Raw genomic sequence first — 25,529 nt, 5'->3', positions numbered from 1 at the left:
TTTTTATCTCAGGCGCCTGAGCGAAAAGAATGCAAATAATAGAGAAGCAGGAAACTCTTTTCTAAGAATTTTGAGTCCCAACGAAATATGAGTCTTGACAGTATTCACGGAAACTCCCAGTATTTCAGCAATTTCTTTATATTTTTTACATTCGATAAAACACAGCCGCATCACTTCTCCACAACGATCCGGGAGCTGATTGATCCGGTTCATAATTTGCCGGATCAATTCTTCATGTTCGGAATAATCAGTCTCGGCATAGAGCAGATTTTTATACGATTCATTCTCTTCGTGCCGGGCCCTTACTTTCAAATGATCCAGGTAGTTCAGTGAACGGTTGCGGGTAAGACTCAAATAGTAAGGCAACATCGGTTGAGTAAAATCTATTTTTCTACGTTGCGCCCATGTTGTCAGAAAAACATCATGTACAATATCTTTGGCAATATCCGCATCCTTCACAAAGCTCATCGCATGAAAACACAATGGCTTGAAAAACCGCTTAAACGAATCTTCAAACTGTAGCTTAAACTCACGTTCACTTATATATCCTAACATATTATCTTTGCCGAAATATTGATTTACGTGCAAATATAATTTTTTTAAGGATATTAACAAAGTATTTATTCTAGAAGGTTCCCCGATATAAAAAATCACAGAATCGTATCCTTTAGCCACGACACATTTTCCCATCACATTCCGGTGGACGGTCACCTCCTTGCTCATCAGATCCACAATCGCAAAAGAATATACCAGGCAATCTACTCTTTCAGTTGTTTTTCTTCCATATTGATCCAATTGGAAGGGTAGATCGAAGTATATATAATTCGCCCGATTCTTTTTGCGGATTTTCACAAAAAGAATAACGGACAGATGATAATGGACAAATACAGGAAAAGCCTAAAAATGGGTGAAGAAAAATTGAAAAAAATTAGTATTACAAAAAATTATTAAATAACAATCTAAGTACAAAGTTCCCATATACCATCCACTATTTCAGCATATAACTGCCATTATTTATAATCGCTTTATTTTTACTTTGAATCCAAAGATGTATATTATCTTGTCTTTGAAATTTATAAAACTTTTTACTACGCTGAATTTTTCCGGAATATCCATAAATATATCCAATAAGTCATTCGAATACGGAGAAGTCCAATCATCTATTCTGCCTAGAGATCATTTTTCCAGACAGAATAGATAACTGAAAAAAGGTTATTCCTGAATCCGGATTCCATCCAGACAGAAATAGGCCGGAGTCCGCATACGGCCGGTACCTGCTTCTATATCGGTAGATTCGAGATCGAAAACTATTTTATCGACAACACCCAAAGCAGACAAATCTACGGGATACCAATCGTTAACCACCCTGCTCCAATCCGGATTTTCAGGATCACCTTTACGTGTACACAAATAAAAGTTTACCGTTCCGGTTGGTGTGTTATCTTTAAATCCTTTGATAATCAATTTAAAATAATCCTTGTCCTCATCGACTAATTTCTTTACCCCTCCGGGGACATTAGAATACCATACTCCTTTTTTGTCGGCACTCCCGGGGATATTCGGATTGGCTACAGGAGCTTCCGGCGTACCGTATTGATCCCCATACACCATTGCCAGATAGGCATAAGTAGTGTTAGCTACCAGTATATGTTCTACAACCGCAGGTTTTTCCAAGGTAAAATAAGCATCGTCGTCTTTTACACAAGCGACGGCATAAATTTCATTGGCATTCGGGAAACGGGTATATACACTATAGATATTGGAATCCAAAGCTTCCTGAGTAGCCGTCCAGGTGAAAGAACGGTTGTTACGGTTCGAATAGGCAAAACCGCTATACGTGCCATCCGAATTCTTGACGGTATTAAATTTCACTCCATTTGTATGAGCAGCTTTCGAAGTAAAACCGCCATCCGGAATCCGATGCGTAAAACGTCCCAGTTCCAATTCATTCATCGTCACATCATTCGGGATGCTTACCAAAACATCTTTATCGTCGGAACAGGCACTCAAACCTGCCCATATCATGATTACAGCTAAAAATTTTCTCATAATTTCAAATTTTAACACAGAAATAACTCAACTTCTATTTCCCTAATCCCGGATTCTGATCCACCAGTTTATTCTTCAATCGTTCGGCTTCGGGAATCGGCCAGCAATATTTATCTGCCGAAAAATCAACATCTTGTTTCAACGTATAAATCCAGGATTTATTCTGAGCCGGACTGGCATCGGTATCATTGATAAAACGTAAAGATGCAAAGTATTCGCTCCCGTTTTCAAGGAATTGTTCCACACAGATCTCCCGGAAAATCGTCCGTAACAATTCTTTTTTAGAAGAAGCCGACAAAGCAGGCAATACCGGATTGGTTCGTTTGGAACGCATTTCATTCAGCGGAGCCAAAGCATCGGCAACGGAATAATCGTCCAGCCGGGCTTTCAATTCGGCTTCCATCAGATAAAGTTCGGCATAACGAAAATAATAAGCCGTATAAGGAGCATCGGGAGTATCGTTCCGTCCTCCGTGATACAGTTTCTTCAATGCCCAAACATTTTTTGTATCCCAGGTTTCCGGAGCCCGAACCGAGTCCATGACCACCGTATAGCGGGGATCTTCCTTGATCCAACCGTCGAAGATATCGTAATAGGTATTGTTATATCCTATAGCATAAGAATAGGTAAACTCACTCCAGGCACAATTGGTAATATCCCCCATATAACGGGTCCACAATACTTCCCCGGATTCCCAACCTTTCTCGTACATTTCAGCCAGATCGGCTTCCATTTTCCAGCTACCCGGAGCATCTTTCTTCACAGTAAGCACCAAATCCAGCGCATCTTTCAAGTCCTGTACATCACCGCGCATCACTCCCCGGTTCAATAACAACTTCGCTTTCAATACCTGTGCCAATTGTTTCGATAAATAGCGGGGAGTAGTAAAATCGGGTAAATACTTCAACCCCGGTTCCAAATCTTCAAAAATTTTCTGATAAGATTCTCCGACAGTGATTCGGGGAACCTGCAAATTACTCAGATTGGACATCTGATCGCGGTATAAAATACCATAAGCACAGTCGTCGGCTTCCCACCAGTGTCCGAACATCCAGAATAAATTAGCATAAGCCCAGGCCCGCATACATCTGGCCTCGGCGATCAAAGCCTCTTTTGTTTCGGGCGAAGGATATAACTTTACATCCAGATTAGTCAAAGCGATAACTGCAGCATTCGCTGAATTTACCAACCCATACCAAGATTGCCAAATCGCCCCGAAATCATTGCTGCCTTCTTTATAGGTCATATTGTAATTCGGATTATTATAATTCCATACTCCAGCCTGCGAAGCCCACCTTCCAGCCAGTTCTCCACCGAAATTAGACGATTTCGCAATAACAGAATACATACCGTTGATAATATTCTTCGCTCCGTTATAATCCGTCACTGCATTTTCCAGGGTCAGATTGTATTTCGGACTTTGATCCAGAAAATCTTCGCAGGAAGCCAATATTCCGGCCAAAAATAAGATTAGGTATATCGAATAAGTTCTCATATTCAGCTTATTTTAATGTTAATTTGATTCCAAAATTATAGGTACGGGCAGAAGGATAGGTACTATAGTCGATTCCCATGTTATAAAAAGCACTATAAGTAGTACTAAAATTCCCCTGTGGGTCCATACCCGGATATTTCGTCCAGGTAAACAGGTTTGTGGCCTGGAAAGTGAATTCCACTGCATTCAAAATACTATTTTTATAGAGGTGTTTCGGTAAACGATAAGATAAATTCAATGCGGTCATCCGCAGATAGGAAGCATCGTGAATATATCGGTCGGTAATAATACTGTTACTCCCCCAACCATAATACATCGCCCGTGGATAAGATGCATTTACCCCGGGATTCACCGTCCAGGAATCCAATATCCGGTTAGAAGTATTATATACATTCATATCTCCTGAACTATTTTTTTCTTCGTCCCAAAAACGATCCCCTCCGACAGAATAAGAAAATACAGCATTCAACATCAATCCTTTCCAATACAACGTACTACCGAATCCTCCGAAGAAATCCGGATTAGCATTTCCGATCACGGTACGATCCCCGTCTGCCGTGATTTGTCCGTCCCCATCCAGATCCATAATATACACATCTCCCTGACGTTCATAATTATAATCGTCCCGATAATATTTCAGGGTTCCGGTTTTCGGATCGATGGTCTTCAAACCGACCAGTTCTTCATTAGTCATAAATAAACGACCGGCATCTTTATAGCCGTAGAATCTCCCGGTTTCACCTCCTTCTTCTATTTTAAAATAATCATAAGCTCCGCCACCGAAATAACCGTCTGAACTGTTTAACTTTTCCAGGGTTGTCCGATTACGGGCAATGTTAAAATCGACATTCCAGGTCAGGTCTTTTGGTGCATTTTTGATAATATCTACCCGGACATCGAACTCGATTCCCCGGTTTTTCAATGAACCGATATTTTGATAAACACTAGAGAAAGAAGAGGAAGTCGGCACAGGATCGCTATACAATAAGTTATCTACTTTTTTCTGATAATATCCCAAAGTACCCCGTATCCGGTCGTCCCAGAAACCATAATCCAAACCGACTTCTTTCTGTATCTGTTCTTCCCATTGCAGAATATCATTTCCTAAAGAAGAGGGTACGATGCCGGCAGCGCCGTTATAGGTTGCCGATCCCATTAATGTCCGCCAATCATAGGCTCCCAGATTCTGTGATCCGGTTTTTCCGACAGATCCCCGTAATTTCAGATAAGAAACGATATTGGAATAATCTTTCATAAAATTTTCTTCGGTAATGATCCAGGCAACCGCACCGGAAGGGAAATATCCCCAACGTTTATCCGGGCCGAACTGAGAAGAACCGTCTGCCCGGAAATTCAGGGTCAGTAGATAGCGATTGTTGAATTTATATTCCAAACGTGATAAGAAAGAAGCCAAAGTATTAGAACTGTAACTACTGGAAATACTATTCTTTTTAGCAGCACTGTTTAAATTAGTCAAAACCTGGTCATCGGGGAAACCGCTACCGGAAGCTCCCAACCCATCTGATTCATACTTCTCGATAGAAAAGCCGGCCAATCCCACCAAACTATGCTTCTTCCAGGTATTCACATAATTCAACGTATTGTCCCACATGTAAGTATAGCTTTCATTTTTACTGACACTGGCAGAACTTTCTGCTCCATCATACCAGGCAATGGTATAAGTGTTGTATTTATTCACATTATATTGAACCGTACCGGAAGTACGGAAAGTCAATCCTTTGATAATATCCCATTCCAATCCTAATGTTCCGGAAAAATTCCGTCCTTTGGCTTCATCGGTATCCATCAGTGATAATAACGGGTTTTTCGTATAGTAATCGATCATATTGATTGTTCCGTCTTCATTATAAGCAGGCACATCCGGCCGCATATCGAGAATTTCACCGATCATATTGTCTTTATCATTAGCCGTACGGGCTGTAGCTCTCAAATCCAATTTAAACCGAACAATATCCCGAACTGCAGCATCAAAATTAAAACTACCCCCCAACATTTTAGAATTACCACCTTTGACGATACCTTTCTGGTCTTTGTAATAGATAGAAGCACTATAAGAAGATTCTTTGGAACCTCCACGTATTCCTATACTGTAATCCTGGGTAGCAGCATTCCGGGTCATCAGATCCCACCAATCGGTATCTCCATTTCCATAAGCATCTTTCAGATAGAACTCATCGGTCAGGGAATTTAAATCAAACTGGCTATGATTAATGTGAGAATTAAAATAAGTTTCGTCCACATATTTTTTGGTGAAATAGTCCAGTGAACCTCTCGTAAACAAACTCATCGCACAAGCAGCTTTCGACACCCGGATATACTCATCTGCGGTCAATACCCGAAAATCATTGGCATTCAAAGTCTGTATTCCATAACGGGCAGAAAACTCCAATTGGGGTTTCATGCCGGCTTTTCCCCGCTTGGTGGTCACCAGTACAACACCGTTGGCAGCCCGCGAACCATAAATAGCCGTAGCAGAAGCATCTTTCAAGATATCGACACTTTCTACATCGGTCAAATTCAAATTATACAACGTATTGGATACATCTCCGGAAGTGCTGGCATTATACTCGGGAACCCCGTCTATCACCCACAATGGCTGTGAATCACCCGACAGAGAAGAAGATCCCCGGATAATAACAGACACCGGTGAAGTCGGGGAAGCCGAACTGATCATCACATTTACTCCCGGTGCTTTTCCCTGAAGCATAGACTGTATCGTCGCCCCCATCGGAGCCGTTTCCATATCCTTACTTCCCAAACGGGTAACCGCACCCGTCATATCCTTTACCTTTGTCGTTCCATACCCCACCGCAACCGCTTCTTCCAAACGGTTCATCTCTTCTTCCAAGGTTACATCGATTACATTTTTAGGCCCCACAGTCACTTTCTGTGATTTCATTCCCATAAATGTAAAATTTAGTGCCAGATCAGGCGCCTCGGGGCATTCCAGGGAATATTTCCCTTCATTATCGGTAGCCACACCGATGGTGGTACCGTCGACCAAAATAGTCACGCCCGGCAGAGGATCTCCATTCGTATCGGTCACTTTACCGGAAATCTTCCTCATCCGTACCTGCGGGACATTTTCCGACTGGCGGCTACGACGAATCACGATCGCATTATTCTCCCGGACGTATTTCAAATCGGTACCTTCCAGGCATTTGTTCAATATCGCATCTACCTGCGTATTTTTCATGTCGATATCGATTCCTTTCACCGAAGCAATATCCTCATCGCTATACATAAACACCAGCTGTGTCTTCTCTTTCAATTCCCAAAGAATTTCTTCCAGAGAAGCATTTTGTTTTTTCAAACTGACTGTTTGTGCACTCGCTAAAGCGAACACCTGGGACATAACACATAAAAGAAGTACGAATGTAAGCTTCATCCGTAGCAGAACTTTAGACAATTTTCCCGAATAAGAGAAACTGCCGTTTCGGTTTTTCTTCATACTTTTGTAATTGGTTAAGTTTAACTATGTTATTAACTAAAGAAGGGCCGGAAATTTTTGACGCCGATTCCGGTCCTTATTTTTTATTTCCAACTGAATGTGATTACATTGCCTTTCCTGTCCACAACCACTTTGTCCATGGCCCGGATTAGTTCGAGTATGGTATCGATATGATCGTAACGCCCCAGATTAGCGGACAGACGTAAATTCCTCACATCTGCGCCGCTATAAAACACTTCGATATCGTACCAACGGGCAAGCGTATTCATTACTTCTTCCAGGCGTTGTTTTCTAAAAACAAACATTCCTTCCGTCCAATCGGTATATAAACGGGTATCTACTTCTTTCACCTCGATTTGCCCGGTGAGTTTATCTAAAGAAAACTGCTGGGAAGGTAAAAGCCGGAAAGCACGTATCTTGTTTTCCGGTCCGGTAACCGTCACCGCTCCTTCCAGCAAAGTTGTATGCACAATTTCTTCCTCGGGATAGGATTTCACATTAAAACGGGTTCCGGTCACTTGTATGTGCATGTGTTCCGTTTCTACGATAAAGGGCCATTCCGTCGCTTTTTTCACTTCGAAAAATGCTTCTCCGCGCAAATATACCCGCCGCTCGTTCCCCACAAATTTTACCGGATAACGCAATTCGGAACCACAATTCAACCAAACTTCGGAACCATCGGCTAAATATATTTTATAGTCGGCACCGGCAGGGATTTTCACCGTATTGTAAACCAACTCTTCGTAGGAATCGACGGTATAAGTAAGTGTATCCTGCCGATAAGCCAAATAACTTTGAGTAGAGTTGCTGATGTGTATGCCATTTTCTTCCCGTAGCTCGACAATTTGTTTTTCCAAATCGATACGCTGTCCATTAGCTAAAATCAATTCCGCACTTTTTTTACCGATTAATTCCGCCTCCCGGACCACCTTCACCGTTTCTATTTCTGTCGGCTGCCAAAGCGTACCGATCAGGAGGAATATAAGGACACTGGCAGCAACGACACATATTCTCCTCATTCCCCATCTGCTTTTCTTTTGGACATTTACTTCAAACTGTTCCCACTCTTTTGCCAAGTCAATCATCTCCCCTTTATCCACTCTGAGGTAAGCTTCCCGATAGTCTCTCACTCTTTCAAACAGCAGTCGGTGATCATTATCCAGCAACCATTCCTGAAATTTTTTCTCTTTCAAAGTTTCAGGATGTCCAAGGTGTTCCAATAGGTATTCCAGCTCTTGAGAATCTAACAACAACATAAAGGTTCGATTCTTTTTGTGGGTTTCCGCAGAAAGAATAACGGACAGATGATAATGGATAATAGACAATTATTGGAAACTACACTTCCGTTAAATAAAGAAAAATGAGAAAAGAAAACGAGAATAAAATTACTGACAATCAATGCAATATATCCTATTCTTTGGGTATACTGCTTCATTGTCGATTAACCAGGAGCCTGCGGGGTCTAATAAATTTATAAACATTATGAACTTTATAGACTTTCAACTAAATTAAACGAACGTTTATTTGGTAATAAACTACTCATAATAAACACAGGAAAGGAGTAAAAATGGGTGAAGTAAAATTGATTTTTTTTTATTTTGAATCCCCAAAATGAAACATTACCCCCGTCCCTTTGTTTCTTTCCATCCAAATGCAGTAAAAATATTTTTTTACAACGGGGTGGTAACTCGTCTATCGTCTTGAAAAGCCATCGATAGATCTCTTCTTCCATGACATCATAATCGTCCAGTTCCGGCTTCTCAGGATGCAACTGTCTGTAAGCAGCATATTTTTCCTCGACTTTTTTATGCTTTATTTGTTCTATGAATATTTCCTCTTTTTGTTTTCATCCTAAGCTGCCAATGAAAAACAAAAATAATGCTTTTTAGAGGATTAGAAAGCAAGGAGTTCATAGTTAATTCTAAAAATTCAAAAGAAAAGCTGTGTGAATGCTCGATTCACACAGCTTCGCTTCTATTTCGGACAGAACTATTTACCTACTTTTTAGCAAACATAGATTCGATATATTGTTCCATTTGCTTTGCCATGTCTTTATCCTCACATTTGGCTACCAGTTTCTGACCGATCTTTTTCCAACGGTTGATCTGCAGAGGAGTAGCTTTTTCTTTTGCTCCGGCAATTATCGAGAATGGGAATTCTTCCGGAGAAAGGTTATTCACTTCTTTTTCACAGACTGTAAGCAGCTGATTCGGATTATTGGCTAAGAGTGCTTTAGCGATATTGATCTGCCCTACCAATGATTTTTCATTTTTCAATTTCAGACCGACAATCTCTTTCTTCATCTGATCCAGGTCGGCAGCTGTTGTCGATTTATCCCGTCCGTAGAAAATCATCATCAATTTACGTTGATACCCGCTGGACAGTCGTTTATCGACAGCTTCTTCCGTATTATTTTGTGCAAACTTCTCCCGGTTGGCCAACAAATATTCATAAGCTTCAGAGCCTGCCGGAGCTAAATCAGGATTATTGAAAATAAACCAATAATCAGACGATACTTTCTCTTCATCGGTGAGTTGTCCATATAATTCTGCAGCTACTTTCGAAGCATCCGGAGAATACATAGAAATCAAACTTTCCACATATTTAACCAGGAATTCCTTATCCCGGACTCCTTCTGCATATTTTGCTTCCAGTACACCGGTTGCTTTATTATCGTCGAAAGCATCCTTTACCCGTTCGATAAACCGGTCCGGTTCACCACCGCCGACAAATTTATGACGCACGGTTCCATCCGTATTCAGAATGACAAAAGTAGGATAAGCGCGAACACCGAATTTTTTAGCTAATTCAGGTCCTTCTCCTTTTTCCATATCATATTTAACACAAATGAATTTCGGATTCATATAATCTCCCATTTTCTCCTGTGGGAAAACAGTGTTACTCATATATTTACAAGGCCCACACCAGGAAGTATAACAGTCGACAAAAATCTGTTTACGCATCTTAGCAGCCTTTTCTACTGCCTGTTCAAAAGTCAGGTCCTGGAAATTAACCCCTACATGAGCTAAATTCTTCCAGGATTCCACATAATACTCCAGGTAATTTTTCATTTCGCTATTAGCCGGGTTAGCCATCATTTTTTCAGCGGCAGCAACCATACGGTTATAATCTGCCTTAGTCGCTTTATCCTGCATAGCTCCGAAGGCCATCAGCATAGACGATAAATCGTTTCCGGTCAATGTAGCAGCCTTTTCTTCCACTTTAGATACCAACTGATTCACATCTCCCTGAGCCACCAAGCCGGCAATATCACATAAAGACAACAAATCGTTCTTTTTCTGAAAATCCAATTTACCGATCTGTTGTTTCAGTTCATCCAAAGATACGGTTTGTCTTTCTTTATTTCTATTAAGGTGTGGAAATAAAGCCCGGCTATAAGCAGAGAATAAAAATTCATCCAATTTTTCTTTCCCTATATTTTTTTCGAAGGTCGGAATATTGGCCAAAATCAAATTAAAATCGGGAGTTCCAACCGTACAAGTACCGTCCTCAAACAAGGGCCAGTATTCTTTTTTCAATTTATCTTTCTCGGTGATCTGAGACAGTAATTCTTTTTTTACCTGCTCTGCTTTTTTCTGATCGTAAGCATCATCTAAAGCGACCTTATAAGCCAATAATTGCTTTTTATTCATTTTTCCTTTTTCGTACTGTTGATTCAGATACAGCAAGGAAGTCTTTTCATTCAACCCTTTCTTTACTCTTTCGATAAAAGGTTCCAGTTCACCTCCACCGACGACAGCATGTTGTACTGTTCCGTCCGGACGGATAATAAAGAAAGAAGGATAAGCCCGCACACCTAATTTATTTTTCAGTTCTTTCCCTTCTCCCTGTTCCATATCGAATTTCACACAGACAAAACGAGGATTAAAAAATTCTCCGGCTTCTTTCATCGGGAAAATCTTTGTTGTCATCATCTTACATGGACCACACCAAGTTGTGTAACAATCAACGAAAACCAGTTTCTTTTCTGCTTTAGCTTTAGCTAATGCTTCATCAAATGTCAGATGCTGGAAATCCACTCCCGTTTGCGCAAAAGCCATTACGCTTAGCACCAAACACATCATCAAAGGAATTAATTTTTTCATAATATGATTTAAATAGTTTTGGTAAATGATGATGCAATTTACAAAATGGGATTCAATTAAGGTCTAATTTCTTCCATCTTAACCTATATTTGTGATATTCACGATAGTCCTCTAACATTTTATTAAGAGTTGTTGTCTCTTTTTTTTACAAAACCCAGTCTCCCAAAAACGATAGGCGACTGATGCGGCCGGTTAGAAAAAATCAAAAGAGAAATTAAAATAATCGATTTATTTGAAAGAGTAAAAATGAATAAATGTTTCCTGATTCGGGCTTTTTAATGTAATTTTGTCAGAGTACCTGTAACTTTTACAGGTCCGGAAGAAAATATGAACAAGATAGCTGAATATGGAAGATATACAAGCGATCAAACAACGATTTGAAATCATCGGAAACAATCCGGGTTTAAATCGGGCCATCGATATTGCTACCCAAGTAGCCCCGACAGATTTGTCCGTATTGATAACCGGAGAGAGCGGAGTCGGGAAAGAGATTTTTCCCCGTATCATCCATGCCTACAGTACCCGCAAACACGCTCAGTATATAGCGGTAAACTGCGGTGCGATTCCTGAAGGAACGATCGACTCCGAGCTTTTCGGTCATGAGAAAGGGGCTTTTACCGGAGCCGTATCCGACCGGAAAGGATATTTCGAAGTAACGGACGGCGGAACCATTTTTTTGGATGAAGTAGGAGAACTGCCTTTACCGACCCAAGCCCGTCTATTAAGGGTATTGGAAACGGGAGAATTTATCCGGGTAGGCTCCTCGAAAGTACAGAAAACCAACGTCCGGGTTATCGCAGCCACCAACCTCGATATCCCGCAAGCGGTAAAAAACGGAAAATTCCGGGAGGACCTGTATTATCGTCTGAATGCTATTCCGATCACGATCCCTCCTTTACGCGAACGTAAAGAAGATATTCCTTTGTTATTCAGGAAATTTGCCGCCGATTTTGCCGAAAAATACCGGATGCCGGCAGTCCGGTTAACGGAAGAAGCCGTTAAAATCCTTCAGGACTTCCGTTGGCCGGGAAATATCCGGCAACTGAAAAACGTAACGGAACAAATCTCCATCATCGAACGAGAACGTATGGTAGATGAAACCACCTTACGTAAATATATACCGGAACACGATCCGATGTTACCGACCCTGACCACCGGCCACGACAAAGGAGAAGCCAGTTTCGCCTCTGAAAGAGAAATCCTGTATAAAATCCTTTTCGACATGAAAAAGGATATGAACGACCTGAAACGCCTGGTCTATGATCTGATGCAAAATGAACCTCAGCAAGAAACAGGGACTACCGAGCCAACCACTTCTCTGGTACTGAGGAATCTCTACGATCACGAACCGGGACAATTCACTCCTTCCCCCAGTCCAACCCTCCTCAACCACCGGGAAGATCATATTCAGGATACCGAAGCAGTCATCGAGGAGTCGTTTTCTATCGAAGAAAAAGAAAAAGAACTGATTACAAAAGCTCTGGAAAAAAACCATGGGAAACGCAAACTGGCAGCGAAAGATCTGGGCATATCGGAGCGGACGCTATACCGCAAACTGAAAGAATACAATCTGGAAAACTAAACTCCAATCACCGGCCATATGATAACTCCACATACGCCCGATAAAATCACGAATCATCCGGAAGAGGAGATCTGCCGGCTATGGACTGCCGGCGATTGGCGGGGTATGGAGTTGATGTTCCGGGTCTATTACAAACGTCTCGTCGTATATGCCGACACTTTCGTCCAAGACATGCAACTAGCGGAAGACATTGTACAGGAGTTATTTATTACCCTTTGGGAAAAAAGGAAAAAGAAAGATTTACAAAGTTCTTCCTTATCCTCTTTTTTACTTGTGTCGGTACGTAATCGATGTTATCACCGTCTGGAAAAAAAAGATATACTCCGGCATACTTTAGATTTGAAAGAAGTAAATGTAGCTTTTGAAGAATATAATGAAAAACATGATCATATTATCACCCGGATACTGAGTGAGATCGAAAAATTACCACCCCGTTCACAGGAAATTATGCTGGCCGTATTTGTAGACGGCCTAAAATACCGGGAAGTAGCTGAAAAATATCATATTTCTTTATCCACTGTAAAAACTTTGTTAGGTAATGCTGTCCGCAAACTGAAAAAGGAATTAGGAGCAGAAGGACTTTCCATTTTTTTATTCTTTTTCCGAATTAAAAAATAATTTTTTCTTTTCGTTAGACTTTTTGGGGATTATCCGGTATTATTATCAAAGAGCCCTATACGAATAATATGAAAAAAGAAATTCCAGCATCGGTAACGGAAGAACGGTTAATCGCCTATTTTCATCATGAATTGGAGGAAAGAGAGCAAAAAGAGGTAGAAGAATGGCTGAGCGTATCGGAACAACACCGGAAGATATACCGTCAAACATGCCGGACAGTATTGTGGATCGGATGGAGCCGGAAAGAGCAAATGATAAACGAACAGGCTGCATTCAAGCAATTAAAACGTAAACAACCTCAATCTTTCCTTTATCGTTGGCGTTATGCAGCTGCATTAGTCATACTGACCATCCTGATTGCAGGCGGATTACTATGGAAACACGAACGGCAACCATCGGTAGTGCATGTGGCAGAAGTCTTACCCGGCTCACCCAAAGCACGCCTTGTCTTATCGACAGGTCAACAAATCGATTTAACCAGAGAAAAAGCAGCGGTAATAGAACAAAACGGCAGTATCGTAAAATGGGATTCTACCGGAGAAATTCGCTACCACCGCTCCTCACAAGATAATGAACGGACATTGATTTACAACCGAATCGAAGTCCCCCGATGCGGAGAATTTCAAATAACCCTAAGTGACGGAACCCGGGTATGGCTAAACGCAGCAACCGACTTGGAATATCCAGTCGAATTTGCAGCCGGTGTCAGGGAAGTAAAATTACAAGGTGAAGCTTATTTCAAAGTGGCCAAAGACGCTGATCATCCTTTTATTGTCCGGGCCGGTGATTATCGTTTACAGGTATATGGAACGGAATTTAACCTGAACACTTACGACTCGAATAGAATAGAAGCGGTGTTGGTAAAAGGAAGCATCGGTTTTCAGGCCAATACAGCTGCAGAAGAAATAAAATTAAAACCGAATCAGGTGGGAATAGCAAACCCCCAAAGCGGAGATATGCAAATTTACGATACAGACATCTACCCTTATATCGCCTGGAAAAACAACGATATGGTTTTCGTGAACGAACGGCTAGAAAGCATTATGCAAAAAGTTGAACGTTGGTATGATGTGGAAGTGATATTCGGAAAAAATGAATTGAAAGAACTTCGCTTTTACGGAGATATCAAACGATATGCAGACATCCGGGAATTACTGGCCTATCTGGAACAAACTTCCCGGATACGGTTCAAGATAGAAAACCGGACTATCGTTATTATAGAAAAATGAAAAACACCGGAATAATTACGACATTCCGGTGTGATCGATAAACAGATAAATACAATTGCGGTGTATTTCTCTGATGTTTTACTTAATCATTACAAATCTATGAAAAAAAAATGTCTGTTAAGTCATTTATTTGACAAGATTCATCCGAAAATCTGGAAAACGATGAAATTGTGTTGCGTTTTTGTGTTGTGTTTTGTACTGGCTGGCTATGGGAACGGCCGGGCACAGAATCAGAAAGTTTCCCTGAATCTGAATAATGTAAGTCTGTACGAAGTGTTCAGCCAAATCAAACAGCAAACAGGGATTCGCTTCCTCTACAATGTAGAGGAATTAGGAAAAATGGAAGGAATAAACATTAAAGCCGAACAAGAAAGCGTTGCCGATGTATTGGTTCGTCTGTTCGAAGGTACTTCCCTACGATTCGTTTTCGACGACGAAGTAATTACCGTCATGCGGCGGGAGGCACCTCAGCAACAATCAACGAATGTTCGGGTAAATGGTACGGTACGTGATATTTACCACAACCCGTTACCCGGAGTAACGGTAAGATTGAAAGGGACGTCATTAGGCACCTCTACCGATGCTGAAGGAGCGTATATGCTGAACCTTCCCGAAGGACAGCACGTACTGGTTTTCAGTATGATCGGTATGGAAAGCCACGAAGAAACGGTTGGCAAACGTAAGGAAATTCATGTTATCCTCAAAGAAGAGGCTACCGAAATGGACGAAGTGGTAGTCACCGGCTATTTCAACCAGGCCAAAAACAGCTTTACCGGAGCTGCCCGCACAATTACTGCCGAAGAATTACAAACAGCCGGAAATCAGAATATTTTGAGTGCCCTCCAGAATATCGATCCTTCGTTTGTAAAAATCGAAAACAACCAATTAGGTTCCAATCCGAATGCTATTCCCGATTTCCAGATCCGCGGTGCGGGAAGCATCAGCGGCATGCGTGACGAATACAGCGGTAACCCGAATATGCCGGTATTTATCGTAGACGGATTCGAGACTACAGCGGAGAAAGTATTCGACATGGATCCTTACCGGGTGGCGACGATTACCTTGCTAAAAGATGCAGCAGCAACAGCAATCTATGGTTCACGAGCTTCTAACGGAGTGGTCGTGATTACAACCGTAGCTCCGGCCAGCGGAAAAATGGCGGTGAGTTACAATGGGGATGCAACATTCTATATGGCCGATTTAAGCGATTATAACCTTTGCGACTCATGGGAAAAGTTACAGTTGGAAACCTTGGCAGGATTGTACGACATCGAAAAGAAAACTTATTATAACAGGGATAAAAATTCGGACCGCTCCGTACTAGAAGATGCCTATAACAAACGCCTGGCAAACGTTCGTCAAGGAGTAAACACCTATTGGTTGAATAAACCGTTGAATAAATTGACAGTAGCTCACAAACACTCCTTACGACTGGACGGCGGTAACGATTACATCCGCTACGCGATGGAAATCAACTACAACAACACGCCGGGTGTGATGAAAGAGTCTGGGAGAGAACGGCTAGGTCTGGGATTAGAATTACAGTATATTTATAAAAACCTGACTTTCCGTAACCAATTGAACTATTCACGTGTAAAAGCCACTAATTCGCCCTACGGCAGTTTCAGCGAATATACGAAATTGAATCCCTATGTCAGATATAAGGATGAACAGGGAAATTACCTTTATGAAATAGAACGGGACGATCGCATTTACATGAAAGAAAGCCAGACGCCGATCTACAGTCCTTTATACAATGCTACATTAGATATGCGGGACGAATCACGGTATAACGACCTGACCAACCTATTCGGTATCGATTGGCAAATCATCGAGGGATTACGATTGAAAGGTAGTTTCTCTTTCACTTTACAGAATACCTCGGCAGACATTTTCAAACCAGCCAAACATACCGACTTTGCAGAATATACCGGTGATGATTTCGACCGACGCGGAAGCTATTCTGCTTCGCGCGGGGATGTGTTCAACTACGATGCCAGCGTTGTGTTAAGTTATTTCTGGCAGTCACGAAAACATGTGATCAATTCCAATTTGGGATGGAATATCCAACAAAGTCGTACAAAGGAATTCTCTGTGACAACAGAAGGTTTTCCCAGTGAACGTTTAGATTACATCAGTTTTGCCACACAATACGAAAAGAACGGTTCGCCTGCAGGAAATGAATACACCTCCCGGCTGGTAGGTTTCCTTGGCAACCTGAACTATAGCTATGACGAACGTTATTTGTTCGATCTCTCTTTCCGTGAAGATGCCTCTTCACAGTTCGGAGCAGACAAACGTTGGGCCCCATTCTGGTCGACAGGTTTGGGCTGGAATCTGCACAACGAACATTTTATGGAAGGAGCAGACTGGTTGCAACAATTCAAAATCCGCGGTTCATATGGTTTGACAGGCAGTCAAAATTATGATCCCTATCAAGCGATTACCACTTATGAATACCTCACTGGTGAACGCTATCATTTAGGTATAGGTGCCACAGTCATTACAATGGGTAACCGGAATTTAGCATGGCAACGTACCTGGCAACAGAATTACGGGGTAGATATGACTCTGTGGAAAGGCAGAATCGATATTTCTGCCGACTATTACATCAAAACTTCCAAAGATGTACTGACAAGCGTAACCCTGGCGCCATCTCTCGGATTCTCGTCCTATATGGACAACCTCGGTGAAGTGGAAAACCGGGGCTACGAACTGAGCCTGCGTGCCACTTTGATCCGTAACCAGGCGAAAAAGATTTTCTGGAGCATAAACGGTTCTGCCATTCACAATAAAAACAAATTATTAAAAATATCGAACGCATTGAAAGCCTACAATGAAATACAAGACAAAGAAGCCGATGCAAATAAAAATGATTTTTCCACTTCAGAATGGGAAAACATGACCAGTATAAATCGTCCACGCGTGCGTTATGTGGAAGGTGCTTCCATGAATTCTATTTGGGTAAATCATTCTCTGGGTATCGATCCGGCTACAGGTAACGAGCTTTTTACAGATCGGAACGGAAGGATCGTATCAGATTGGTCCTCCGATAATTATGTCATCGGAGGATGCACCGATCCTGATCTGGAAGGTATTTTCGGAACAAATTTTACCTGGAAAGGCTTATCTCTGAACATGACATTCCGTTACCGCATCGGTGGTCAGATGTATAATCAGACTCTGGTGGATAAGGTGCAAGACATCGATCCACGTTATAACGCCGACAAGCGGGCATTTGAACAACGTTGGCAAAAACCGGGGGATAAAGTACGCTTCGCCGCTTTCTCGGAGGATTCACAGGGGATCAATATCGGTTACCGAACGAAACCCACCTCTCGTTTTGTAGAAGACTATAATTATCTCGAATTAGCTACTTTGAATTTTTCTTATGAATTCGGTACGGCAAAATTGAAACGTTATGGCATCAAACGGCTAAAAGCCATGTTTTACATGAACGATGTATTCCATGCCTCTAATGTAAAGCAGGAACGGGGTATCGATTATCCGTTTGCACGGAATTTCAGCATCGGATTACAAGCAAGATTTTAACCTGAAAAATGAAAAACATGAAAAAGAAAATACTGAAATATTCGATTTTATTCCTGTCGTCGATAGCAGTAGGATGTAACGACTGGTTGGACGTACAGCCGAAATCACAGGTAAAAGAAGAAGAACTGTTCAAATCTGAAGCAGGATTCCGCGAAGCCCTGACAGGCATTTATACCCTGATGGGCAGAACGACGACCTATGGTGGCAACAACACTATGGGCTTTATCGATATGATAGCACAAACTTATTCTTCGGTCAACTCCGGCTACACAAAAGCTTTGTCCTATGATTATAAAGACAACGCAGTGAAAGATATCATCGATACGATGTGGAATTCCAATTATAATGCTATTGCCAATTGTAACTACCTTTTGAAAAATATCGCTGAAAAGGGCAGTGTAATGAATGAAGATCTGCGTCAATTAGTAGAAGGAGAAGCCTTGGCACTAAGGGCATTTCTACATTTCGACCTATTACGCGGTTATGCACCTTCATTTAAAATGGGAAAAAACGAACCTGCCATTCCTTATGTAAAGGAAGTAACCCATAGTCCTGTGGCACAATCGACGGTAACTCAAACATTGGATTATATTCTGAAAGACCTGAATAATGCACGTGCACTCTTGAAACCGGTCGATCCACTCGGTCCTGCCTTCGAAAAGTATTCGGAAAAAGAACAATTAGAAATGAATGACTATATCACAGATGACGGTTTCTGGTTATACCGTCAATCCCGCTTGAATTATTATGGTATTACCGCTTTACTAGCCCGGGTGTACCTTTATGCGGAGGATCCGACGAATGCTCTGACATGTGCCCGGGAAGTGATTGAATCCGGACGATTCGAACTGTTGACGGATCAACATCTTAGCGAAGATAAGAGCACATCGGAGCGTCGTAATTGGTCGTACCTGCAGTCCATGGCAGCCCGGGAATATATCTCTTCGTTATATGTATATGATTTAAAAAAGAAACGTTCGGAATTGTTTTTCAAGGATTTGTCTACTTATACTTGTGTGATAAACGAACAACGCAAAAGTAATATCTTCGAAAATATAGATTTGGATATGCGCAGTAAAAGATTATTTGCCATTCCTTCCGGTTCACAAAAGGAATATGTATGCAAATATGAAACGGGCAACCGGATTCCTCTACTGAAGTTGTCGGAAATGTATCTGATTGCTGCTGAGGCATCCGGCGATATCGGCTATTTGGAAAAACTGCGTTTACACCGGGGATATGCCAATCAACCTTTACCGGCAGATGCCGATCTATCGTCAGAAATACAGAAAGAATATCAAAAAGAATTTATAGCCGAAGGCCAATTGTTTTATTTCTATAAAAGAAAAAACCTGACGACAATCCCATTCACAGCGCAAACCATGAATCGGGAGACCTATATATTCCCGATGCCGGACAATGAATATGAATTTGGTAATATCAAATAAAAACGGACACAACCATGAAAAAGATATTTTACATCGGAATATTTTTAGGACTGCTTTCGGCAGCCTGCCAGGAAAACGAAATGAAAGATTTCGACAGTAACGGAGCGGTCTATTTTCAGTTGAGTGCACAATGGAGTAATTCGGTGGACAGCGTAGTTTATTCTTTTGCCGGAAAACCGGAAGACACCTATACGGTGAAACTGCAAGTGAATCTAATGGGCTCAGCAGCCGATTACGAACGAACTGTCCGGGTAACGCTCGATAAGCAGCTTACAACAGCCAAGGAGGGAACACATTATGACGCGCTACATAGTTCCTATACATTACCAGCCGGAGCATATCGGATGGAGATTCCTATCGTACTTCATGGAAACGATCCTGAATTGGAGGAACGTACTTTCCAGATCGCATTAAAATTAGAGGCATCGGACGATTTACAATTGGGATTATCGAAACGTACTTCGGCAAGAGTGATCATTTCGAAACTCTTCACCAAACCAGTTTATTGGGAGGAGTACGGGTTAGAATATTATTTCGGCACTTATTCCAAAGTGAAACACGAGCATATCATGCTGGAATTGAAGAAAGATTTCCCGGCGACATCCGAAGAATTCCTCGAGGAATGGGCTACATGGGAGGCCTATGGCAAACACATGGATAAATACTTCACCGATCATTATCCGATCGTAGATGAAAACAACAATGTAATAGAGCCGTGGATGAATTATTAAAACACAAGAACACATGAAAAAGATACAAGGAATAATAGTATGCCTGCTAGCGTGGGCTGTGAGTGCCTGCACGGAAGATAAGGGAAATTACAACTATACCCGTTTGAACGATTTGATGATCGGTGGTATTGAAAAGGTATATACTGTAGAACAATCCGACCGTCTGGCCATACCGGTAGAGATCAAAGGTACAGAGAACTTCGATTCAACCCGGTATGATTACGTATGGTATGCCTGGCGGATAAACAATAGTGCAAATCCAGACACCCTCTCATTTGAAAAGAACCTGAACATCGAGGTAAAAATTGCCGTGGGGGAATACAACCTTCGTTATGTAGTGACTGACAGAGAAACAGGAATATATTACACGACGGAAACCGATTTAAATGTTATCAACTCTTATTCCAAGGGCATCATGGCATTAAGCAGCGTAAACGGTAATGCGAATGTGACTTTCATCAACGCACTGAACCGGGTAACCGAAAATGCTTATGAAGCAATAAACGGGAAAGTGGCCGGAACCCATCCTGTCGGTATTTATTATACCGGAGCCGGAGAGGATATTATGGCTACAGTCATTATAGCAACGCAGGAAGGTTCGAAAGTAGCGGACCCTTCGGATTTTTCTGCCATGATGGATTTTTCCGAATTCTTTTACATTACTCCCGAAAATCAAATTATGCAATGTTTATGTAAAAGTGACTGGGGGTACAATGAATTTGTGATAGTAGGAGGGAAAATATATAGCCGAAGATTAGCTTTTGCAGATAATCCTTTTCAAAAATACGACCCACAAATTAAGGGAGATTATGAAGCAGCTCCATTCTCTATGTATGAATCGAACGATTTTTTCTTTTACGATCAAAAAGGGAAACGCTTTCTGTATGTAGAATCTTACGGAACGATGCCGACACCCATAGATAAACCCACTTCCGGCGATTTCGATCCGACGGATATGAAAGCGACCATGATCTACGGCGCAGCTTTCGGAGAAGATGCCCGTGCAGTGATGGAGGGTGACGACGGAGAACGCTTTGTCATTGCAATCAATAAGAATACCGGATACAATGAAGATTATACGGAACAGTATATCCGCGTGGTTCCCCAACGGAAAGTGATCATCGATCGACCGGATTTTGACGATGCCACTTGTTTTGCAATTTCTTCTTACGATATCGACTTCCTATATTATGCCACCGGGAATAAAATTGTATGTGCCGGCATAAACGGAGGGACTGTTATTGCCGAATTCGATGATTTTGCAACCGGTGAGCAGATCGATTACATGGAATTCGACCGTGCGGAGAATCCCACCCGCCTGTATGTCGGTGTCAGCGACGGTTCGGGCGCAACGAACTCCGGATCGATTTACTATCTGCAAATGAAATCCGACGGTAGTCTGGAAAAAGAAGCTTATTTTGAAAAAGTGTGCGGAAAAGTCGTCGATTTTGAATTTAAACCGTAAGCGTATGAGAAATTTATTCATCATTTTGTTGTTGGTTGTTTGTTCGGGGTGTCGCCCCGGACAAACCGTCCTAAAAGGACATATCGGCAACTATCACGGTGAAGTGGTACGGATATGTGCAGAAGGGCAGAGCGACCGCCGCGATACGCTGGTAGTGGACACACTCGGAAATTTTATATTCTCTCCAGCTAACGGGGTATGGAGCATTTATGAGATCTCTGTCAAAGACCATTCCCCATGGGTGCCGGTATATATTGGAGCAGGAGACCAAGTGGAAATGAAACTTGTTTTGCAACAAGACAAACGAATCGACGTTACGTTTTCGGGCGACCGGCCGGCAGAGAATGCCTATTTATGGGCTTATTGCGAAGCAAAGAACCGGAGATTTTGGAACGATCCGGAAGTGAAAGGTATTTCCTTCCGGTCCTATGAGGATAAAATCGAGGCCATGCGGAAAGCCTTGCAGGAAAAGTTGGATAAAGTAAAAGATGAGGTAACCCGTGAGAAGTTAGCAGTAAAACAGCATCTAATGTTACAGGAACATTTACTGAACTACAACTGGCTACAGGATGAAGACCGGACACCCAACGCCGATTATGCGTTTTTTGTAAAATCTATTGATTTGAACGATCCCCGGCAAGCGAACGAACGTATCGTAGAAAGTGTGATCGGCTGGTATTTAACCTTGGAGCCGGATAAGGAAGAAAACTACCAGATTGCCTATCTGGAAACCTTGGAACGTAAAGTAACCGACCGAACGATCGTTGACAAGCAGGCTACACGCTCGGTGACCGGATTATTCCGTCATTACTCAGGTAACCTAGACGACGTCATGGCGGTATACAACCGGATATGTTCGAACGATTCGCTCCGAGAAGCAGTAAACGACGAATACAAGGAATACGTACGGGCATTCGGCAACCTGATGCCTGGCAAACCAGCTCCCGATTTTGAAATGACGGACATGACGGGGAAAAAATGCCGGTTATCGGATCTGCGGGGCAAATACCTGTATATCGACGTTTGGGCCACCTGGTGCTCACCTTGCCGGGAAGAGATTCCCTACATGGCCAGATTATACGAGCATTTTGCCAAAGACAAACGTATTGCATTGGTAAGCATCTCTGTAGATAGCAATGTGAAAACATGGGAACAATTTATCGAACGTGAAAAACCGGCCTGGGCACAATATGTGGTGGACAGAAAAACAAATGCTTTTCTCGACAAAGAATACCGCATTTACGGGATACCGCATTTTATGCTCATTGATCCGGAGGGACGTTTTATCGCTTATTCCTTTAGCCGTCCTTCCGAGCCGGATTGTGCCGCTTTGATAGAAAATAGTATGAAATAATTGGAAAACAAGGAATATGAAACATTTAGCGATATATTTAGTGGCTCTGCTCACTGTAAATACAGTGCAGGCAGAAGAGATGAAACCTGCCCGTATTCAGGGAAAGATTAAAGATTTTGCAGGCGGAAATGTACTGATGTACTACAACGAAAAGATAGATACGCTTTCGGTAGACAAAAACGGTGTGTTCGACTATTCGGTTGTTGTTGAAAATCCGCAAGGTGTTTTTTTAGTTTTCGAGGAATATAAATGCAGTATAAATCTTTTTATAGAAAACGGCATGAATGCCCGGTTGACGATTTCTTTCGTACAGGAACCTTCTATGGGAATGATGATCTATAAACCCCAATTCGTTTATGAAGGGGATAACGGAGATTGTACGCAATTTACAAATGACTATGAGGATTGGTCGCTTTACAAAAGTCCATGGCCTTTCTCACGTATAGACACTCTATCTTTTGCCGAATACCGGGAAAAATTCCAGGAAGATGTAGACAGTGTGAAGTCGGAACTGATGAAAGTAAAGAGCAGGGCTTTCAAACGGATAATGGCAGAAGAAATAGACCGTAGTATTCCCGCAAATTTGTTCCGTTTTGCCTGGTCAGAACTGAGAAACGATGCCGACTTCGAACAATTTGCAGAGTCTTTCGACCGAAACGACGTGGATAACATAGATATGGCAGAACGATATCTGCGCCATTATCTGCGCCATCATCCCGCACCGAAAGGGCAAAAAGGAACACATTACCTCATTAGCCTAAAGCAGGTATTTACCAATCAGGAAGTAATCGATGCCTTTGCAGACGATTATATCGACGGATATCTCAAACAAGCTCCGGAAGACATGGAAGCTGTATTGGATGTCTATAAAAAGATTTCCACCAATACAAAAGCTCACGTCTCTGCCGAAGCCGTATATGCCCATTATAAAAATTTAAGAAAAGGAGCGGATGCTCTGGATTTCGAGATGACGGACGAAAAAGGAAAAAAGTGCCGTCTGTCCGATTTCCGCGGGAAAGCCGTGTATATCGACGTATGGGCTACGTGGTGCGGCCCGTGTTGTGCGGAAATTCCCTACATGGAAAAACTGGCAGCCCATTATGCCAAAAATAAAAAGATTGTTTTGCTCAGTATCTCTTTGGACGAAAACAAAACCAAATGGGTCAAGAAGCTGGCAGCCGACAAACCGCAATGGAAACAATTCATTTGTCCGGATGCGTTCGAGTCCGGTTTGAGTAAAAACTACGACATTACCGGCATTCCGCGTTTCCTGTTTTTCGACAAAGACGGCAAAGTAATTTCGTTGGATGCTCCTCGCCCCTCCTCTGCAAAGATAATCGAATATATAGATCAGCACATTCGGTAACCGGTATGTCAATCATGAGGAGCCCGAAAAGTATCCGGCTTTTCAGCTCCTCATTTATCGACAATCTTACACTAAAATCGACCACATCACAGTATATCGATTTCTTTTGCTGTCAACCCTGTAGTTTGTATTATAACATCCAGAGGCAAACCTACCCTTTTGAGATTACAAGCAATTTTACGCTGCATTTCTGCTTCACCTTTTGCTTTTCCCGCTTTCATTCCTTCTTCCCTTCCTTCTTTCACACCTCTTCTCCAACCGCTACCGTATAACGTTTTTTCGACACTAATAATATCCCAGAATTTTTCATAACCTAACAATTGGGCATCGGTAAAAGCAGATTCTTCCAAAACGGAAACAGCTTTTTTTATCTCCGGATTTTCCATTAATTCAGCAGGAATTTCCCGGGTTTGCTCATTGATTTCTGTCAAGTAACGCAACCACAACACCTGCATTTTCTTTTCGGAATAATTACGGGGATTGAATTTGGGTAATTCAACGAAAATCAAATGAAGACCGTCGATTACTTTTTCGGAATGTTCGACATGAACCATTTTATAATAATGATAGAATCCCTCCAATTCCGGCTCAAAGACTTCATTTACAAGATTAAGCGAATACACAGGTTGAAGCAATTCATATTCTTCTCCGGTCTTTACTTGTCGGACATACGCTTTCGATGCATTGAACAGCACTCGTTGTTGAAACTCCGGAGACCATACCATTTGCATCTCGACAAGGTATTGTCTCCCGCATTTATCCTTGCAGCGAACATCGACAATGCTATTCTTCCGCAATGGGTTTTCAGGAACCAACTCGGCAGGAAGATACTCGATCTCCATGACCTCTTCATCCGTCTCTAAAGGAAGCAAAGCATTCAGCAGACTAATTACTAAATCCGGATGTTCACCGAAAACTTTTTTAAAAGTCAAATCAGCTTTAGGATCTAAATATCTCATAACATCAAAATTTCATATCCATACAAATATAACAAATAATTTTAAATATACAGAATGCAGGATATTCCCCCAAGATAAGATTACAATAACAAAAATTTCATGT

Annotated in this window: 16 protein-coding genes; 9 read left to right on the top strand and 7 right to left on the bottom strand. The window is 41.8% G+C overall.

Features of this window, described 5'->3' with window-relative positions; translation table 11 throughout:
* Nucleotides 1–3 precede the first annotated feature (3 nt).
* The 6 genes from AC5RDS_RS04805 to AC5RDS_RS04780 all read right to left on the bottom strand — a co-directional run bounded on the left by AC5RDS_RS04805 (nt 4) and on the right by AC5RDS_RS04780 (nt 11,122).
* Nucleotides 4–852 carry an RNA polymerase sigma-70 factor gene (locus AC5RDS_RS04805; RefSeq protein ID WP_175315669.1) on the bottom strand — a complete coding sequence of 283 codons (849 nt, stop codon included), beginning with the start codon at nt 850–852 and terminating at the stop codon, nt 4–6.
* Between the two features lie 360 nt (nt 853–1,212).
* Nucleotides 1,213–2,049 carry a DUF4465 domain-containing protein gene (locus tag AC5RDS_RS04800; RefSeq protein ID WP_494222233.1) on the bottom strand — a complete coding sequence of 279 codons (837 nt, stop codon included), beginning with the start codon at nt 2,047–2,049 and terminating at the stop codon, nt 1,213–1,215.
* Between the two features lie 34 nt (nt 2,050–2,083).
* Entirely contained in the window at nt 2,084–3,544 is a 1,461-nt protein-coding gene (locus tag AC5RDS_RS04795) for a RagB/SusD family nutrient uptake outer membrane protein (RefSeq protein WP_118404719.1), read from the bottom strand.
* Between the two features lie 7 nt (nt 3,545–3,551).
* The gene (locus AC5RDS_RS04790) at nt 3,552–7,016 is read right to left on the bottom strand and encodes a TonB-dependent receptor (RefSeq protein ID WP_087381386.1); all 3,465 of its coding nucleotides are present in this window, start codon (nt 7,014–7,016) and stop codon (nt 3,552–3,554) included.
* A gap of 83 nt (nt 7,017–7,099) precedes the next feature.
* Nucleotides 7,100–8,272: a FecR family protein gene (locus AC5RDS_RS04785; protein WP_195457918.1), complete on the bottom strand. Its 1,173-nt coding sequence runs from the start codon at nt 8,270–8,272 to the stop codon at nt 7,100–7,102.
* A 741-nt stretch (nt 8,273–9,013) separates the two neighbouring features.
* A complete protein-coding gene (locus tag AC5RDS_RS04780; RefSeq protein WP_368318313.1) occupies nt 9,014–11,122 on the bottom strand; it encodes a thioredoxin domain-containing protein in 2,109 nt (702 codons plus the stop codon).
* 346 nt (nt 11,123–11,468) lie between these two features.
* Here AC5RDS_RS04780 and AC5RDS_RS04775 point away from each other — a divergent pair, with 346 nt between their 5' ends.
* The 9 genes from AC5RDS_RS04775 (at nt 11,469) to AC5RDS_RS04735 (ending at nt 24,467) form a co-directional block, all read left to right on the top strand.
* Nucleotides 11,469–12,704: a sigma-54 interaction domain-containing protein gene (locus tag AC5RDS_RS04775; RefSeq protein WP_022160153.1), complete on the top strand. Its 1,236-nt coding sequence runs from the start codon at nt 11,469–11,471 to the stop codon at nt 12,702–12,704.
* Between the two features lie 18 nt (nt 12,705–12,722).
* Nucleotides 12,723–13,322 (top strand): sigma-70 family RNA polymerase sigma factor, encoded by a 600-nt coding sequence (locus AC5RDS_RS04770; RefSeq protein ID WP_288791543.1) that lies wholly within the window; start codon nt 12,723–12,725, stop codon nt 13,320–13,322.
* 68 nt (nt 13,323–13,390) lie between these two features.
* The gene (locus tag AC5RDS_RS04765; protein ID WP_288791544.1) at nt 13,391–14,551 is read left to right on the top strand and encodes a FecR family protein; all 1,161 of its coding nucleotides are present in this window, start codon (nt 13,391–13,393) and stop codon (nt 14,549–14,551) included.
* A gap of 99 nt (nt 14,552–14,650) precedes the next feature.
* Complete coding sequence (locus tag AC5RDS_RS04760; protein ID WP_288791545.1) at nt 14,651–18,103, top strand: SusC/RagA family TonB-linked outer membrane protein; 3,453 nt, start codon at nt 14,651–14,653, stop codon at nt 18,101–18,103.
* 17 nt (nt 18,104–18,120) lie between these two features.
* Nucleotides 18,121–19,551 carry a RagB/SusD family nutrient uptake outer membrane protein gene (locus tag AC5RDS_RS04755; RefSeq protein WP_288791546.1) on the top strand — a complete coding sequence of 477 codons (1,431 nt, stop codon included), beginning with the start codon at nt 18,121–18,123 and terminating at the stop codon, nt 19,549–19,551.
* A gap of 14 nt (nt 19,552–19,565) precedes the next feature.
* Nucleotides 19,566–20,282, top strand: coding sequence for a DUF4843 domain-containing protein (locus tag AC5RDS_RS04750; protein WP_288791547.1), 717 nt, complete (start codon nt 19,566–19,568; stop codon nt 20,280–20,282).
* A 13-nt stretch (nt 20,283–20,295) separates the two neighbouring features.
* On the top strand, nt 20,296–21,747 hold the full coding sequence (locus tag AC5RDS_RS04745) for a PKD-like family lipoprotein (protein WP_288791548.1): 1,452 nt from the start codon (nt 20,296–20,298) through the stop codon (nt 21,745–21,747).
* A 4-nt stretch (nt 21,748–21,751) separates the two neighbouring features.
* Complete coding sequence (locus AC5RDS_RS04740; RefSeq protein WP_288791549.1) at nt 21,752–23,101, top strand: TlpA family protein disulfide reductase; 1,350 nt, start codon at nt 21,752–21,754, stop codon at nt 23,099–23,101.
* Nucleotides 23,102–23,117: 16 nt separating this feature from the next.
* Nucleotides 23,118–24,467, top strand: coding sequence for a TlpA disulfide reductase family protein (locus AC5RDS_RS04735; protein ID WP_288791550.1), 1,350 nt, complete (start codon nt 23,118–23,120; stop codon nt 24,465–24,467).
* A gap of 86 nt (nt 24,468–24,553) precedes the next feature.
* Here the strand turns inward: AC5RDS_RS04735 and AC5RDS_RS04730 are convergent, their stop codons facing one another.
* Nucleotides 24,554–25,426 carry an Rpn family recombination-promoting nuclease/putative transposase gene (locus tag AC5RDS_RS04730; protein WP_288791551.1) on the bottom strand — a complete coding sequence of 291 codons (873 nt, stop codon included), beginning with the start codon at nt 25,424–25,426 and terminating at the stop codon, nt 24,554–24,556.
* Nucleotides 25,427–25,529 lie beyond the last annotated feature (103 nt).

It is taken from the genome of Odoribacter sp. (genome assembly GCF_985060555.1).
Note: the sequence above shows the minus strand (reverse complement) of the source record. Positions and strands in the feature narration are given on the sequence as shown.

Bases quoted from the DNA above. Each gene is read 5' to 3' on its own strand.
- AC5RDS_RS04800 (WP_494222233.1), bottom strand. From the start codon at position 2,049: ATGAGAAAATTTTTAGCTGTAATCATGATATGGGCAGGTTTGAGTGCC.
- AC5RDS_RS04795 (WP_118404719.1), bottom strand. From the start codon at position 3,544: ATGAGAACTTATTCGATATACCTAATCTTATTTTTGGCCGGAATATTG.
- AC5RDS_RS04790 (WP_087381386.1), bottom strand. From the start codon at position 7,016: ATGAAGAAAAACCGAAACGGCAGTTTCTCTTATTCGGGAAAATTGTCT.
- AC5RDS_RS04785 (WP_195457918.1), bottom strand. From the start codon at position 8,272: ATGTTGTTGTTAGATTCTCAAGAGCTGGAATACCTATTGGAACACCTT.
- AC5RDS_RS04780 (WP_368318313.1), bottom strand. From the start codon at position 11,122: ATGAAAAAATTAATTCCTTTGATGATGTGTTTGGTGCTAAGCGTAATG.
- AC5RDS_RS04775 (WP_022160153.1), top strand. From the start codon at position 11,469: ATGGAAGATATACAAGCGATCAAACAACGATTTGAAATCATCGGAAAC.
- AC5RDS_RS04770 (WP_288791543.1), top strand. From the start codon at position 12,723: ATGATAACTCCACATACGCCCGATAAAATCACGAATCATCCGGAAGAG.
- AC5RDS_RS04765 (WP_288791544.1), top strand. From the start codon at position 13,391: ATGAAAAAAGAAATTCCAGCATCGGTAACGGAAGAACGGTTAATCGCC.
- AC5RDS_RS04760 (WP_288791545.1), top strand. From the start codon at position 14,651: ATGAAAAAAAAATGTCTGTTAAGTCATTTATTTGACAAGATTCATCCG.
- AC5RDS_RS04755 (WP_288791546.1), top strand. From the start codon at position 18,121: ATGAAAAAGAAAATACTGAAATATTCGATTTTATTCCTGTCGTCGATA.
- AC5RDS_RS04750 (WP_288791547.1), top strand. From the start codon at position 19,566: ATGAAAAAGATATTTTACATCGGAATATTTTTAGGACTGCTTTCGGCA.
- AC5RDS_RS04745 (WP_288791548.1), top strand. From the start codon at position 20,296: ATGAAAAAGATACAAGGAATAATAGTATGCCTGCTAGCGTGGGCTGTG.
- AC5RDS_RS04740 (WP_288791549.1), top strand. From the start codon at position 21,752: ATGAGAAATTTATTCATCATTTTGTTGTTGGTTGTTTGTTCGGGGTGT.
- AC5RDS_RS04735 (WP_288791550.1), top strand. From the start codon at position 23,118: ATGAAACATTTAGCGATATATTTAGTGGCTCTGCTCACTGTAAATACA.
- AC5RDS_RS04730 (WP_288791551.1), bottom strand. From the start codon at position 25,426: ATGAGATATTTAGATCCTAAAGCTGATTTGACTTTTAAAAAAGTTTTC.